This window comes from Lutimonas sp. (genome assembly GCF_051011215.1).
In the GTDB taxonomy this organism is placed as follows: domain Bacteria; phylum Bacteroidota; class Bacteroidia; order Flavobacteriales; family Flavobacteriaceae; genus Lutimonas.
In genome coordinates, this window is the sequence record NZ_JBPCUJ010000008.1 from 33766 (window position 1) to 49562 (window position 15797).

The 15797-nt window shown below is 36.9% G+C and carries 15 protein-coding genes; 12 read left to right on the top strand and 3 right to left on the bottom strand.

Annotated features, from left to right (window positions below; genetic code table 11):
* Positions 1–44 precede the first annotated feature (44 nt).
* Positions 45–1715 carry a gliding motility lipoprotein GldJ gene (gldJ, locus tag ACR2MV_RS01125; protein ID WP_434020031.1) on the top strand — a complete coding sequence of 557 codons (1671 nt, stop codon included), beginning with the start codon at positions 45–47 and terminating at the stop codon, positions 1713–1715.
* Between the two features lie 71 nt (positions 1716–1786).
* Positions 1787–3064, top strand: a complete 1278-nt coding sequence (locus tag ACR2MV_RS01130; RefSeq protein WP_434020032.1) for a UDP-N-acetylmuramoyl-tripeptide--D-alanyl-D-alanine ligase — start codon at positions 1787–1789, stop codon at positions 3062–3064.
* A 3-nt stretch (positions 3065–3067) separates the two neighbouring features.
* Here the strand turns inward: ACR2MV_RS01130 and ACR2MV_RS01135 are convergent, their stop codons facing one another.
* Positions 3068–3598: a DUF4468 domain-containing protein gene (locus ACR2MV_RS01135; RefSeq protein WP_434020033.1), complete on the bottom strand. Its 531-nt coding sequence runs from the start codon at positions 3596–3598 to the stop codon at positions 3068–3070.
* A 123-nt stretch (positions 3599–3721) separates the two neighbouring features.
* Positions 3722–5497, bottom strand: a complete 1776-nt coding sequence (gene argS / locus ACR2MV_RS01140) for an arginine--tRNA ligase (protein ID WP_434020034.1) — start codon at positions 5495–5497, stop codon at positions 3722–3724.
* A gap of 81 nt (positions 5498–5578) precedes the next feature.
* Here argS and ACR2MV_RS01145 point away from each other — a divergent pair, with 81 nt between their 5' ends.
* Positions 5579–6073, top strand: a complete 495-nt coding sequence (locus tag ACR2MV_RS01145; RefSeq protein ID WP_434020035.1) for a YkgJ family cysteine cluster protein — start codon at positions 5579–5581, stop codon at positions 6071–6073.
* Between the two features lie 31 nt (positions 6074–6104).
* Here the strand turns inward: ACR2MV_RS01145 and ACR2MV_RS01150 are convergent, their stop codons facing one another.
* Positions 6105–7373 carry an exo-beta-N-acetylmuramidase NamZ family protein gene (locus tag ACR2MV_RS01150; protein ID WP_434020036.1) on the bottom strand — a complete coding sequence of 423 codons (1269 nt, stop codon included), beginning with the start codon at positions 7371–7373 and terminating at the stop codon, positions 6105–6107.
* A gap of 5 nt (positions 7374–7378) precedes the next feature.
* Between ACR2MV_RS01150 and ACR2MV_RS01155 the strand changes: the two genes are divergently transcribed.
* The 9 genes from ACR2MV_RS01155 (at position 7379) to ACR2MV_RS01195 (ending at position 15773) form a co-directional block, all read left to right on the top strand.
* Positions 7379–8614 carry an ABC transporter permease gene (locus ACR2MV_RS01155; RefSeq protein ID WP_434020037.1) on the top strand — a complete coding sequence of 412 codons (1236 nt, stop codon included), beginning with the start codon at positions 7379–7381 and terminating at the stop codon, positions 8612–8614.
* Positions 8615–8686: 72 nt separating this feature from the next.
* Complete coding sequence (gene lpdA / locus ACR2MV_RS01160; protein WP_434020038.1) at positions 8687–10075, top strand: dihydrolipoyl dehydrogenase; 1389 nt, start codon at positions 8687–8689, stop codon at positions 10073–10075.
* 272 nt (positions 10076–10347) lie between these two features.
* Entirely contained in the window at positions 10348–10986 is a 639-nt protein-coding gene (locus ACR2MV_RS01165) for a peroxiredoxin (RefSeq protein ID WP_434020039.1), read from the top strand.
* A gap of 32 nt (positions 10987–11018) precedes the next feature.
* On the top strand, positions 11019–11327 hold the full coding sequence (locus tag ACR2MV_RS01170; RefSeq protein ID WP_434020040.1) for a thioredoxin family protein: 309 nt from the start codon (positions 11019–11021) through the stop codon (positions 11325–11327).
* Between the two features lie 25 nt (positions 11328–11352).
* A complete protein-coding gene (locus tag ACR2MV_RS01175) occupies positions 11353–11610 on the top strand; it encodes a DUF6952 family protein (RefSeq protein WP_434020041.1) in 258 nt (85 codons plus the stop codon).
* Positions 11611–11705: 95 nt separating this feature from the next.
* Positions 11706–12206 carry a thiol peroxidase gene (gene tpx / locus ACR2MV_RS01180; protein ID WP_434020042.1) on the top strand — a complete coding sequence of 167 codons (501 nt, stop codon included), beginning with the start codon at positions 11706–11708 and terminating at the stop codon, positions 12204–12206.
* 43 nt (positions 12207–12249) lie between these two features.
* The gene (locus ACR2MV_RS01185) at positions 12250–12621 is read left to right on the top strand and encodes a diacylglycerol kinase family protein (RefSeq protein WP_434020043.1); all 372 of its coding nucleotides are present in this window, start codon (positions 12250–12252) and stop codon (positions 12619–12621) included.
* A 67-nt stretch (positions 12622–12688) separates the two neighbouring features.
* Positions 12689–15121 carry a DNA translocase FtsK 4TM domain-containing protein gene (locus tag ACR2MV_RS01190; RefSeq protein ID WP_434020044.1) on the top strand — a complete coding sequence of 811 codons (2433 nt, stop codon included), beginning with the start codon at positions 12689–12691 and terminating at the stop codon, positions 15119–15121.
* Complete coding sequence (locus ACR2MV_RS01195; protein WP_434020045.1) at positions 15114–15773, top strand: LolA family protein; 660 nt, start codon at positions 15114–15116, stop codon at positions 15771–15773. Before ACR2MV_RS01190 ends, ACR2MV_RS01195 begins: the two co-directional genes overlap by 8 nt.
* Positions 15774–15797: the final 24 nt, after the last annotated feature.

Here is a 15797-nt window from a genome sequence, read left to right on the forward strand (position 1 = left end):
ACAATCGTTTTTGTATTTATCTAAAAAATAGTCAATCAATAATTATGAAAAAGTTTAGCAGTAACAAAGTTTTACTCATATTATTAGCATCTGTTCTTCTGGCAAGTTGCTCTAAAAGTAATAAGAGTGTATCCACTTTAACGGGTTGGGAGTATAACAATCCCAAGTATGGTGGGTTTCAGGCAAATGCCAATTACAAAGAACTTGGACCACCACCAGGAATGGTGTTGATCGAAGGAGGAACTTTTACAATGGGAAGTGTTCAGGATGACGTTATGTTTGATTGGAACACAACTCCTGTAAAACAACAAGTGCGTTCATTTTATATGGATGAAGCAGAGGTAACGAATATTGAATACTTATTGTATTTGCAATATTTGGAAAAAGTATTTCCACCATCTGACGATACATACAGAAAAATTTACCAGGCAGCATTACCTGATACCTTGGTATGGAGAAATACCTTAGGATTTAACGAATTGTTAACCGAAAACTATTTAAGACACCCGGCCTATGCTGAGTATCCTGTAGTTGGGGTTTCCTGGAGACAGGCTGCTGAATTTTGCAAGTGGAGAACTGACAGGGTAAATGAAAAGATTCTGATCGACAAAGGGGTATTGCATACACTTTTTGATATGGATTCTTTGGATGTTGAAGGAGCGAACAGATTTGATACAGAAACCTATTTAACCAATCCAAACTTATTATTTGATGGTGATTCTACGATCTATTATAAAGGAATTAAAGACTATTCTTCGAAAGAGAAGAAATCTGAAGGTTCATTTACAGGTCGTCATGTAAAAACATCAGATGGTATTCTTGCACAACGCTTCAGACTGCCAACAGAGGCAGAGTGGGAGTATGCTGCAAAAGCTGAGATTGAAAACAGAGAATACAATTCTTTACGAGGTAGAAAAAAATATTCATGGAACGGAAGTTCAACACGTGAAGATTCAAGAAGATACAAAGGAGACCAAATGGCCAATTTCAAACAAGGAAAGGGAGATTATAGTGGTCTGGCTGGATGGAGTAATGATGGTGCAGATATTACTATGAGAATTAAGTCTTACAAGCCAAATGCTTTTGGATTGTATGATATGAGTGGAAATGTTGCCGAATGGGTAGCTGATGTATATCGTCCAATTATTGATAACGATGCTAATGACTTCAGTTATTTTAGAGGAAATGTTTTCAATAAAAAACAGATCGATAAAGAAGGAAATGTAGTAGTTGTAGATTATAACAACGTCGAATTTGATACGCTTGATAACGGAAAAATTGTACCTAGAGATTTACCTGGTAGTGTGAAGTACGTTCCAGTGACCAAAAGAGATGCCTTTATGAGAAACAATTATGAAAAGGCCTATAATATTGATAATGGTGATGGTGATTTAGCTTCTACCAAACAATTTTTCAGAGATGAAGATGAGTCAGAGCAGAAGCCAAGAATGTATAACTCGCCAAAAATCCCAAGACAAATTGGAGAAAGCGGTTTGATCATTCAACAGTATGATACGAAAACAAGAAACACCCTGATCAGTGACCAGACAAGAGTATTTAAAGGTGGATCATGGAAAGACAGAGCCTTTTGGTTGGATCCTGCTCAGAGAAGATATTTGCCAGAATACATGGCAACAAACTTCATCGGATTTAGATGTGCGACTGATAAATTGGGTCAGATGTCCTATTCAAGAAGAAGAAAAGAATCAAAATAAGATTCAATAGTTACCATATTTAAAAACTCAATATCATAAACAGATATTGAGTTTTTTTTTACATTTACTTTATGAGAATAGAAGAAATATACGAGCTCTATAAAAAAAGCTATAAGGTTGTTAAAGACACCAGAGACGATGTGAAAGATGCTATTTATTTTTCTTTGAAAGGAGAAAGTTTCAATGGAAATAAATATGCCATGCAGGCTATTGATAATGGTGCCAATTATGCCGTTATTGACGAAGAGGCATATCAAATAGATGAGCGCTTTATTTTGGTGGAAGATGTCTTAATATGTCTTCAGGATCTGGCTACTTTTCACAGACAGCAATTAGCAATTCCAATTGTTGCTTTAACGGGTAGTAATGGTAAAACGACCACCAAGGAGTTGATCAATGTAGTGCTAAATAAAAAATTTAATTGTTATGCTACCAAAGGTAATTTTAACAATCATATTGGTGTGCCTCTCACTTTATTGGCCATGACACCTGATCATAATTTTGGTGTTGTAGAAATGGGGGCAAATCATCAGCTGGAAATTGAAGCACTCTGTAAGATTGCACTGCCAGATTATGGATATATTACCAATTTTGGTAGGGTGCATTTGGAAGGCTTTGGCAGTTATCAAGGCGTTATTAAAGGAAAGACAGAAATGTACAGACATCTTTTGGCGCATGGAAAGAAAGTTTTTGTCAATCAGGAAGATCGCATTCAGATGGATAAATCGGAAGGCATGGATAGGATTTTGTTTGGTCAGGGAGCTAAAGATTGCGCTGTTGCATTTAAAGGAGCGGATCCGTTTGTAAGCATCGAATTCGATGCAGTGGAGGTTCAAAGCAATCTTATCGGGGCCTATAATTTTGCCAATATTGCGGCGGCCGTATGTATGGCGGATTATTTTGGAATTTCACCCTCAGATATTAAAGAGGCCTTGGAGCAGTTCGTACCAGATAATAATAGGTCTCAGATTATTCAGAAAGGATCGAATAAGATCATTTTAGATGCTTATAATGCGAATCCCAATAGTATGGATGCAGCGATTGTAAACCTTGCCAGTTTATCGGACATGCACAAGGTGGCAATTTTAGGAGATATGTTTGAGATAGGAGATGATACTATGAAAGAGCATCAAAAAATTGTTGATCAGGTAAGCAATTTAGGCCTTGATAAAATCTATGTGATTGGGGAAGCTTTTAAAGACACCAAAGGTGAAAATAAAGCCATACTTAGGTTCAAAAACTTCGATGATTTTGCGAAGGAATTCAGAAATACTTCCTTTTCAGAAACGACCTTTTTGATAAAAGCTTCCAGAGGAATGGCTCTGGAACGAACCCTTGACTATTTTTAATAACTACCAGTCGTCTTCCTCGACCTCCATTTTGTTGTTGGAGACATAATAATTCAAACTCGCAATAGCTTTGGTAATTTCAGTGTCAATAGGTTCTTCGATAAGAATTTGATAGTCTGTCGGAAACCTGTCAATGTATTTTTTAAGCGGCATGGCCTGCAAATCTCCTTTCGACATTTTACCTACTCTGAAATTATTAAAGTCATATTTATACCTATTGTCTTTTGCCTTTATAACAACATCGAAAAACAAATCTACGTCAATAGATTTTCTGATCAGTGTCCATTTGAAGTGATAGGTATTTAACTGATTGATTCCAGCAGTATCAACACGTACTGAATCGATTTGTGTATAGTACTCTTTCAGCCAGGCTGCTGCTCTGGATTTAATTTCTGAACTACTAACTCCTTCTGCCCTTGCTACATCTTCATATCGAAATTCGCCAGTTTCATCGTCAATCATTATTAATTGTGCCTGACCAAAATAAAAAGATAAAAATAAAATGAGGGGTAAAATTATTCTTCTTTTTTTCATAATAATTTAAATCAAAAAAATACACCTAAAAGCAGTGTATTTTTACATATAATTAGCTGACGAAGTTACCAATTTAATTTAATTAATCAAATTATAGAAGGGATTTTCATCGATTATTTCGACTTACATTCTTTCCGGTACCTGGATTCCTAACAAGGCAAAAGAGGATTTTATCACCGCAGATACTCCATAAGATAATTGAATTCTCAGGTCTTTTTCATGCTCATTCTCAGCACCAAAAATGGGAACACTCTGATAGAAAGAATTGTAACTCTTTACCAACTCATAAGTAAAATTGGCAATCAAAGCAGGGCTTAAATTTTGAGCTGCATTTTGAATGATTTCAGGATAGGTTTGTAATAATTTTATCAGCTCCTTTTCTTTTGGATGCAGTTGGTCCACCTGTAGCTCTTTTTTTGCCTTGAAATCAGCTTTTCTCAGAATCGATTGAATTCGGGCATAGGTGTATTGTATAAAAGGTCCGGTATTACCGTTAAAATCAATAGACTCTTTTGGATCAAAAAGGATTCTTTTTTTTGGGTCTACCTTTAGGATATAGTATTTTAAGGCTCCCAAGCCAATTGTTTTAAACAAACCTTGTTTTTCCTGATCGCTATAGCCTTCCAGTTTCCCAAGATCCTGCGAAATATCACCTGCGGTCTTCGTCATTTCCTTCATCAAATCATCGGCATCAACAACAGTACCTTCTCTAGATTTCATTTTACCCTCAGGAAGGTCAACCATCCCGTAAGAAAGATGGTGTAGATTCTGAGCCCAGTCAAAGCCCATTTTTTTAAGAATCAAAAACAGCACTTTAAAGTGGTAATCCTGCTCATTTCCTACTGTATAGACCAAGCCGTCAATGTCTGGAAAATCATTAATTCGTTGAATGGCTGTTCCTATATCCTGTGTCATATAAACCGCTGTACCGTCTGCTCTTAATACAATTTTCTCGTCCAGGCCATCTTCGGTCAGGTCGATCCAAACGGAGCCGTCTTCTTTTTTATAAAAGATTCCCTGTTCCAGTCCGTCTGCGACAAATTCCTTTCCTAATAAATAGGTATCACTTTCATAGTAGTTTTTGTCAAAGTCCACACCAAGAGCCTTATAACTTTCATCAAAGCCTTTGTAAACCCATTCATTCATTTGTTTCCACAAGGAGACTACTTCCTTGTCGCCTGCTTCCCAGCGTCTCAACATCTCCTGGGCCTCAAGCAAAATAGGAGCTTGTTTTTTGGCTTCATCTTCTTCAACTCCCTGACCAACCAAGGTCTCAATTTCTTTCTTATATTCTTTGTCAAAAATAACATAGTAGTTTCCTACCAGTTTATCGCCTTTTAAACCTGTGCTTTCCGGTGTTTCGCCATTTCCGAATTTTTGCCAGGCTACCATACTCTTGCAAATATGGATGCCTCTGTCATTGATGATCTGGGTTTTGTATACTTTTTTTCCCGCTGCACCAAGAATCTCTGCTACAGAGAAACCCAATAAATTATTTCGAATATGTCCAAGATGTAAGGGTTTATTGGTGTTGGGAGAAGAGTATTCAACCATTATGGCGCCTTCCTTATCGGTCACTGAACCGAAATTCTCAAAATTATTGATATCATTGAAAAAAGAAAGATAGTAGGCGTCACTGATTACCAGGTTCAAAAAACCCTTTACCACATTGAATTCAACAACAATGGCTGAATTCTCTTGTAGGTATTTACCAATGTTTTCTGCAATCTGGGCGGGATTTCCTTTGATGAATTTTAAAAGAGGGAATACCACAATGGTAATGTCTCCCTCAAAGTCTTTTCTGGTTTCTTGAAATTCAATCTTTTCAATTTCAATGTCATAAAGGGATTTTATTCCGTCTTTGGCAGCAGAGTAAAGCATATGTTGAACCACGATCATCTTTGTTTTAAGCCGCAAAAATAATTATTTTCAATTGATAATGGATAAGATATAGTACATTTGATTCAAGGAAGAATAGAAATGGAGAAAATAATTGAGGAATTGCCCGAAAAGGCGAAAGAAAAGTGGCTTGAGAATAAAAAGTATTTTGCCAAACTAAAAAAAAAGCAGCGTAAAAGGCTTGATCTTTTGATGAATGAAATTCATGATGAAGAGTTTGAAAGAACAGATTGTTTGTCCTGTGCTAATTGCTGTAAAACAACAAGTCCTATTTTTACTGAAAAAGATATCAGCAGGATTGCGAAATTCCTGAAAATGAAGGAGAATAAGTTTGTTGATCACTATTTACAACGAGATGGTGATGATTTTATGGTGTTAAAAACAGCACCATGTGCTTTTTTAGATCAGGATAATTCTTGTTTTATTTATGACGTACGACCGAAAGCCTGCAGTGAATACCCCCATACAAACAGAAAAAAATTTATACAACTTACTGACCTCACCTTAAAAAATACAGAAGTGTGCCCGGCCGTCTTTAATATTGTGGAAACCTTAAAAACAAAATTGCCGCTTTAAACCTGAATGATCAAAAATTAATTCCTCAGATCTAAGGATATAAAAGATATTGTTCTCTTATTAACTTGAATTTTTCAATGCCAGCCTGCCAGGATTTATGAATCTCATCAACGCTCATCCCAGCTTCGATTTGCTGTTGAAGTTGTTCATTTCCAGCATGAATTGTAAACGTCTTACCAAAAAAACTCTTGTCTTTAGGCGTTTTTTCATAGGCGTCAATCAACCATCCAATATCAATAGCTGCTAAATGATCGGTTTCACTTAAGTCGACTCCATGGCATACTTCACCTTTAAATTTAGGATGTTTTGAACCAAAATTAGCCTCCGGAATATAGACCAGGTCAGATTTTGGAAAAAAGGGCGCTCCATATCGTTGAAATTGAAATTCGGTTCCTCTGCCTGCATTGATGATCGTACCTTCAAAAAAGCCCAGACTGGGGTATAGGTTAATGGAGTGATCATTGGGCAGGTTCGGTGAAGGCCTGACGGCTAAACTATAAGCCCTTTCATGGCTGTAGTTCAAACTTTTAATGATTGTAAGATCACATGTCACACTGTCTTTAAGCCAGCCTTCTCCATTGACCATCGTTGCATATTCCCCTATGGTCATTCCATATACCAATGGTACTTCATGCATGCCAACAAATGAGCTATGGGCAGCCTCCAGCATCGGACCATCTATATAATGTCCGTTAGGGTTCGGTCTGTCAAGAACGATGAGTGGGATGTTTTGTTCAGCACAGGCTTCCATCACCAAGCTTAAGGTGGATATATAGGTGTAGAATCGAACACCTACGTCCTGAATGTCAAACAAGACCAGTTCAATGCCTTCCAGCTGTTCTTTTTGAGGTTTCTTATTGGCTCCGTACAAAGAAAGAATGGGTAAACCTGTTTTTACATCCTTGTCATTGGCCACCTTTTGTCCGGCATCCTCTTTGCCTCGGAAACCATGTTCAGGTGCAAATACTTTTGATATAGAAATGTTATGACTTAAAAGTGTGTCTATAAGGTGTGTTTGTTGATTCTTTTCAAGTGTCCAACCTCGACTCACCATGCTGGTCTGGTTCGCTACCACCGCTATGTTTTTATCACTTAATAGCGGTAAATAGCTGTTGAGCAAATCTGCTGCAGGAACGATTCTCAACTGCGTGGAATCAAGTTGTTCTTTGCGTCCATCTCTCAGAATTGAATCCAGGTTTTCGGTGCTATGACCATGAAAAGAACCTACTATAAAAAGGAAAACGATTAATTCAGTTACTAAAATTAAATATGTATTTTTGGACCGAATTAATCTTTTCATATCAATTGAATTACGAGTTATTTATAGCCAGGCGAATTATTGCCTCTAAGGAGCACAAAAATAGTGTTTCGTCGCCTATAATAAAAATTTCAATTCTCGCGATTGCCATCGGAATTATAGTCATGCTTTTTTCTGTGGCCACCGGTGTTGGTCTGCAAAAAAAGATCAAGGAGAAAATATCTGGTTTTAACGGAGATATTCAGATTAGTCATTACGACGGAAACAATTCAAAAATTACGGTCAGCCCTATTTTAAAGCAACAGGATTTTTATCCAGCGTTCAAATCGGTGCCAAATGTAAAAAAAGTACAGGCTTTTGCTACCAAAGCCGGGATTATAAGAACGCCAAACGAATTTGAAGGAATCATTTTAAAAGGGGTGGATGCGGATTATGATTGGTCGTTCTTTGAGGAATATATCAAAGTTGGTGCCCCTCCCGTTTTTGAAACAAAAGTTTCGAATCAGGTACTAATCTCTTCAAAGACTGCGGCACGTTTGAATCTTGAACTGAAGGATGAGTTTCACATGTTTTTTGTGAAAGATGATCCTAACAAGGCACCGAATTCCAGAAAGTTTGTGGTGAGCGGCATTTTTGATTCAGGTTTTGAGGAATTTGATGAGACCTTTATCATAGGCGATATCAGACATATACAGCGAATCAATAAATGGAGTTCGGATCAGGTAGGTGGATTTGAGTTGTTTATCCATGAATTTGACCAACTGAACGAAACAGGTTTTAAGGTGTATGAAGAAATTGACCCTTCATTAAATGCTTATACCATACAGGAAAAATTTCCCTCAATTTTTGAATGGTTGAGTCTGTTTGATACCAATATCATCGTAATTATTGGCATTATGATATTGATAGCAGGCATCAATATGATCACCGCACTTTTGGTTTTGATTCTTGAAAGAACGCAGATGATCGGTATCTTAAAGGCGCTGGGTAACAACAATTGGAGTATTCGTAAAATATTTCTTTACAATGCAGCTTTTTTGATTGGGAAGGGATTGCTATGGGGGAACATCATAGGGATCGGATTGTTGTTTGTACAGAAGTTTACAGGAATAATTGCTTTGGATCCAGAGACATATTATGTAAATCAGGCGCCGGTGTATATCAGTATGCCAGCTTTAATATGGATCAATGTTGGTACCTTAAGTCTTTGTATTTTGATGTTAATTGTACCTTCATTTATTGTAAGTAAAATTAGTCCTGTAAAAGCAATAAAATTTGATTAAATTTGCATTCCGAAATTCAGTCAGTTGTTAGAACTGATTGACTCAAAAATAGAAACAAAATATTTTGAACATATGAAATACGATATTATTGTCATTGGAAGCGGACCTGGTGGATATGTTACCGCAATTAGAGCTTCTCAATTAGGTTTTAAAGTAGCCGTAGTAGAAAAAGCTGAATTAGGAGGCGTTTGCCTGAATTGGGGTTGTATTCCTACAAAAGCCCTGTTGAAAAGTGCTCAGGTGTATGAGTATCTGAAACATGTTGATAGTTATGGTTTAAAGGCCAAAGAGATTGACAAAGATTTTTCTGCAGTAGTCAAAAGGAGCCGTGGTGTGGCCGAAGGAATGAGCAAAGGTGTTCAGTTTTTAATGAAGAAGAATAAAATTGATATTATAGAAGGTTTTGGAAAAATCAAAACAGGTAAGAAGGTTGATGTTACAGATGCAGCAGGTAAAGTAGTTGAATACAGTGCCGATCATTTAGTAATTGCCACAGGAGCGAGGTCAAGAGAATTACCATTTTTGCCAATGGACGGTAAAAAGGTGATAGGTTACAGACAGGCAATGGTGTTGCCAAAACAACCAAAGAAAATGATCATTGTTGGTTCGGGAGCTATTGGTGTTGAATTTGCATATTTTTATAATTCTATGGGTACAGAGGTGACCATTGTAGAATTTTTACCAAATATTGTTCCTCTTGAGGATGAAGAGATCTCAAAGCAGTTTGAAAGATCACTGAAGAAATCTGGAATCAAAGTGATGACCAGTTCAAGTGTAACAAAAGTAGATACTTCTGGAAAGGGAGTCGTAGCCAGTGTTACAACCAAAAAGGGTGAAATCAGTTTAGAGGCTGACATCGTTTTATCTGCAGTTGGAATTAAGTCCAATATAGAAGATCTTGGTTTAGAGGATGTTGGTATTGTAACCGATAAAGACAAGATTTTAGTAAATGATTTTTACCAGACTAATTTGCCTGGATATTACGCCATTGGTGATGTGGTTCCGGGGCCTGCCCTGGCTCATGTTGCTTCTGCCGAAGGAATCACTTGTGTGGAAAAAATTGCCGGTTTAAATCCAGAGCCAATTGATTATGGAAATATACCTGGTTGTACCTATGCAAGTCCGGAGATTGCCAGTGTTGGATTGACTGAAAAACAAGCCAAAGAAAAAGGGTTTGATATCAAGGTTGGAAAGTTTCCATTTTCGGCTTCAGGAAAAGCGTCGGCCGCAGGCACAAAAGAAGGTTTTGTAAAAGTAATTTTCGATGCTAAATACGGAGAGTGGCTGGGCTGTCATATGATAGGTGCAGGCGTGACAGACATGATCGCTGAAGCGGTACTCGGAAGAAAACTTGAAACAACCGGACATGAGGTTCTAAAAGCAATTCATCCGCATCCTACGATGAGTGAGGCTGTGATGGAAGCAGTGGCAGATGCCTATGACGAAGTGATTCATTTATAAGAAATTAATAAACAAGAAAAGAGGCTATTTTAGCCTCTTTTTTTTTTGGGATATTTATACTTTATTTAAGAGATCTTATAGGCTTATTGCTTTATCTTTGCATGCTGAATTTCAACTGTTTTTTACACGGTTGAAAATTGATTTTAAGGAGTATAAGTAAAATCTATTTCAGTATAAAAATTTGAGATGATTTTAATTGGAATTCAAAGTACATTTTGACTTAATTTTGCAGTCAGAAAAAAATTAGATAATAAATTTAAAAACAATAAATTATGGCATTAGTAGGAAAAAAATTTCCAAATTTTGATGTAGACGCGATGAACGAAATGGGAGATACGTTTAAAATTAACGTATACGACGAAGCAGTAAAAAACGGTAAAAAAGTATTGCTTTTTTGGTACCCGAAAGATTTTACTTTTGTTTGTCCAACAGAAATCAGAGCATTTCAGGATGCCCTTGCTGAATTTGAGAAAAGAAACACTATTGTTATTGGAGCATCAGTTGATACTGCAGAGGTGCATTTCGCCTGGTTGAATACTTCAAAAGAAAATGGAGGAATAGAAGGTGTTACTTTCCCTTTATTAGCAGACACAAACCGTAATCTTTCTTCGCAATTAGGAATTCTGGACATCGTTTCTGAGTCCTATGACGAGGCAACAGGAAATGTTATGATTGATGGTTCTTATGTTACTTACAGAGCGACTTATCTAATTGATGAGGAAGGTAAAATATTTCATGAAAGTGTGAATGACATGCCTTTAGGAAGAAATGTTGCAGAGTACCTAAGACTGATAGATGCGTATACGCATGTACAGGAAAAAGGAGAAGTTTGTCCAGCCAACTGGGAAGAAGGTAAAGATGCCATGAATGCAGACAGAGATGGTGTAGCTGCTTATTTAAGCACTCATTAAGACCTTAGTTATTCACTTTAATATAGTTAGATATGTTAACAGAATTGAATACTGATAGTTTGGCGGAGCTTGTGAATGACAAACCAAAAGTAGTTGTTCAATATATGGCCACCTGGTGTGGTAACTGTAGAATCATGAAGCCGAAATTTAAGAAATTAGCTGCTGAGAACGAAACCATGGAATTTGTTTTGGTCGATGCAGAAAAGTTTCCTGCTTCCAGACAATTGGCTCAAGTTGATAACCTTCCGACCTTTGCAACATTTGTTGATGGGGCAAAAGTAAATCAAACTCAAACGAACAAGTTTGACGTGTTGAAGGATCTTGTAAATGAAATTGTATAATAATTGACCTTTAAATTGTTTAGACATGAAATTGCCGGTTATAAAACATTTGAATACGTTTATTGAGAACAATGACGAAGACTATCTGGTGGAGACCTTGGAGGTACTGGAAGATCTGACGGAACTAAGTTCTTTAAAAGACGAGGAATTAGATGTAATTGGAGAATTAATTTCGAATCTTTACGGTGCACTGGAAGTACATGCGGAGGTAAAAAAAGGAACTCCAAAAAAAGAAGCCTTGAATGGTTTTATGAAGCGGGTTATGGGCTCCATTGATCAGTAAACGGTTTTTCTAACTTTATATATAAAAACTCCCTAATTGTTTAGGGAGTTTTTTATTTTATGTAACTTTGAGTATCAATTTTAATATTTTAAAAAATGACTAAAATAACATTAAAAGGAAACCAGATCAAAACCATAGGTAAGTTGCCAAAAGTGGGTAAAAAAGCGCCTAAGTTTAAGCTGGTTCAAACAGATCTGTCGACCGGTAAACTCAAGGATTTTAAAGGCAAAAAAGTGTTGCTTAATATTTTTCCAAGTATTGATACAGGAATTTGTGCAGCCTCGTTGCGAAAATTTAACGAAACAGCAGCAGGTCTTGAAAACACAGTGGTGTTGAATATTTCAAAAGATTTGCCTTTTGCACACTCCAGATTTTGTGCTGCTGAGGGAATTGAAAATGCCTTGACCTTCTCCGATTTTATGAAAGGGAAGTTTGGTCGTAAATATGGGGTGACTATAAAAACAGGGCCTATGAAAGGCTTGTTGTCCCGAGCTGTGGTTGTTGTTGATGAACATGGCAGGGTAGCTTATACAGAACAAGTACCGGAAATTGCACAGGAACCTGATTATGCTGCTGCGCTTGAGGCTCTTAAGTAAGCGTTGACTTCTTTTTTATAGAAACCATTAATTTTCAGCAACAATGAATCTTCAGAAAGATGGCTTTGTTAAGGGAAGGATCAAGAGTTTTAAATATGCCTTTAAAGGAATGTGGCTCTTGATTACAACCGAACATAGCATCATGGTTCAATGCTTTATTGGCTTGACTGTGATGTTGTTAGGATGGTGGCTGGAAATTTCATCAACAGAATGGATGTTGCAGATTCTTGCTACCGGATTGGTGCTGGTGACGGAATCTTTAAATACAGCTATTGAAAAGATATGTGATTTTATACATCCTGATCATCATAAAAAAATAGGATTTATTAAAGATATTTCGGCTGGAGCTGTGAGCTTTGCTGCGGTTTCAGCCCTAATTATTGGATTCATCATTTACTTGCCTAAATTGCTTTAGAAATCGCTTTTTTTGGATTTGAATACGTAGGTTTGTAACCTAAATTATTTATGTACTTTTGTGACCTATGGCTAAAGGAAAAAAAAGAACTTCCAAACCCAAAAAGAAAGTAAAAAAACCGAATAGAATTGTCAGCTTGTTCAAAAGCCAGCAAACTCATTTGGTTTTTGGCGTTCTGGTATTTTCTACAGCCATCTTCTTATTGATCTCTTTCTATTCTTTTTTGCAACATTGGAAGGAGGATCAAAGTATTTTAGATAGTTTTTCCGATAAAAATGTGAGTGCTAATAACCTTCTGGGAAAACTGGGAGCTACATTAAGCAATTTCTTTGTTTATGATGGTTTTGGTGTAGCGACTTTTATCATACCCATACTATTGTTTTTTACAGGATTGTATATCATTTTACATATTCCTGTGAAACAACTTTACAGATCTTGGATCAATGGTTTAATGGCAATGATATGGTTTTCATTGGGATTGGCCTATTTAAAACCACAGTATCCGTTACTTGGAGGGAAAGTAGGATTTGAAATTAATGAGTTTTTACAAATCTATATTGGTAGTATTGGAGTGTTATTACTTTTATTAATTACATTTTTAGTCTTTATCATCGCTTCCTTTAAAATAACTCCGGCAAAGATAAAAGGCTGGATGCCTGCTCCCAAACCAAGAAAGAAAAAGGAATCTACAGTGTTGGATGATGTGACGGATGAAGGTTTTTTAAGCGAAACGACCTATGACAGTCTGGATGAGGAGTTGGATATTGAGTTAGAATCATTTGAAACCATCGAGGCAGAGCCACAGAAAGAAGCGGTCATACTTGAACCTGAAGTGACCTTCAAGGGGGAAGAAATTGTGAAAGAGGAGTTGGTTGCTGAAGAAAAAGTAAAGGAAGAAGAGGTAAAAGCAGAGGAAGAAATTGAAATAGAAGTTGAGGGGCCGGTAGAAGAGGAGCATATTGTCAAAAATCTTTCCAATAGTTTGTTACAGGATTTTGGAGAATTTGATCCCAGATTGGAGTTGTCAAAATTCAAATTTCCTGAATTGAACCTGCTGAAAGATTATTCAAACGAGAATATTCATATTAACAAACAGGAACTAGAGAATAATAAAAACAGAATTGTTGAGACGCTCAATAATTATAAAATAGGAATTGCCAGTATCAAGGCCACTATTGGTCCAACGGTTACTTTATATGAGATCGTGCCTGAAGCGGGTGTTCGTATTTCGAAGATTAAGAATCTTGAAGACGATATCGCATTGTCACTTTCTGCCTTGGGAATTAGAATTATTGCCCCCATTCCTGGTAGAGGAACCATAGGAATTGAGGTGCCCAATAAGAAGCCGTCGATTGTATCGATGAAATCCGTTTTGTCATCACAGAAGTTTCAGAACACCAAGATGGAACTCCCCATTGCTTTGGGAAAAACAATTTCTAATGAAACTTATGTAATTGATCTGGCGAAAATGCCACATTTATTGATGGCCGGTGCAACGGGTCAGGGTAAATCAGTTGGTTTGAATGCCGTGTTATCATCTTTATTGTATAAAAAGCATCCAGCCGAAGTTAAATTTGTACTGGTGGACCCAAAGAAGGTAGAACTTACCCTGTTCAATAAGATTGAACGACATTATCTTGCGAAATTACCAGATACAGAAGATGCCATTATTACAGATACAACCATGGTTATTAATACCTTGAATTCCTTGTGTATTGAAATGGACAATCGATATGACATGCTCAAAAATGCCTATGTCAGAAATATTAAGGAGTACAATGCGAAATTTATCGCCAGGAAATTAAACCCTGAGAATGGGCATAAATTCTTGCCTTATATCGTTTTGGTGATTGATGAGTTTGCCGATCTTATCATGACAGCAGGAAAAGAGATTGAGGCTCCGATAGCCCGATTGGCTCAGTTGGCGAGGGCGATTGGAATTCATTTGATCGTTGCCACTCAAAGACCATCGGTCAATGTGATTACGGGGATTATTAAAGCAAATTTCCCTGCACGTGTGGCTTTTAGAGTGACATCAAAAATTGATTCAAGAACAATTCTCGATTCACAAGGTGCGGATCAGTTGATAGGTAAAGGAGATATGCTGATATCAACAGGGAATGAATTAACAAGATTGCAGTGTGCTTTTATTGATACGCCGGAAGTTGAAAATCTCACAGATTTTATAGGTTCTCAAAGAGCTTATCCCACGGCATATAATTTACCGGAATATGTGGGTGAAGAAAATGGCACGAGTCTTGACATAGATATTGAGAGCAGGGACAAACTGTTTGGTGAAGCGGCTAAATTAGTGGTCATCGCACAACAGGGTTCTGCGTCCTTGCTGCAAAGAAAATTAAAACTAGGATATAACAGAGCGGGAAGAATCATAGATCAATTGGAGGCTGCCAATATAGTGGGTCCATTTGAAGGAAGTAAAGCAAGACAGGTGCTTGTATCGGATATGGTCTCGTTACAACAATTATTAGACAATGAATAAACGTATTTTAATGTTCGGGCTGACTATTTTCGCAGTCATATGTACAAGTATTTCTGCAGTGGCTCAGAATGATGCCGCTGCCAAAAGCATTTTAGACAAAGCTTCGTCAACCATGAAAGGGTATGAGGATATTTCAATGGAATTTGATTATGTGCTCGATAATGAAGCTGAGGATGTTAAACAGGAAATGTCGGGAGATGTATTGTTAAAAGGAGAAAAATATAAAGTTAATTTGTTCGGCTCTACCCAGATATTTGATGGCTCAAAAACCTATACCATTATCCCGGAAAACGAAGAAGTGAATATCAATGATGCTGATCTTGATGAAGAAAGTAGCTTTACTCCTTCGAAATTTTATTCTTTTTATGAGTCTGGCTATACCTATAAAATGGATGAATTAAAGCAGGTAAATGGAAAAAAAGTTCAGTTTGTGAAATTGACTCCTATTGATACACATTCTGAAATTAGTAGTATTTTAGTGGGGATTGATGTCAAAACCAATCACATCTATCAAATTATTGAAACCGGGACCAACCAGACCAGAACAATTTTAACGGCTAAGAATATTAAGACAAATCAGCAGGTTAATGCCGCTGCTTTTGCTTTTGATGAAAAAAAATACGAAGATTTGAATTATATGATCAACAAATAAGTTGATCCAAGACATGAAGTAATT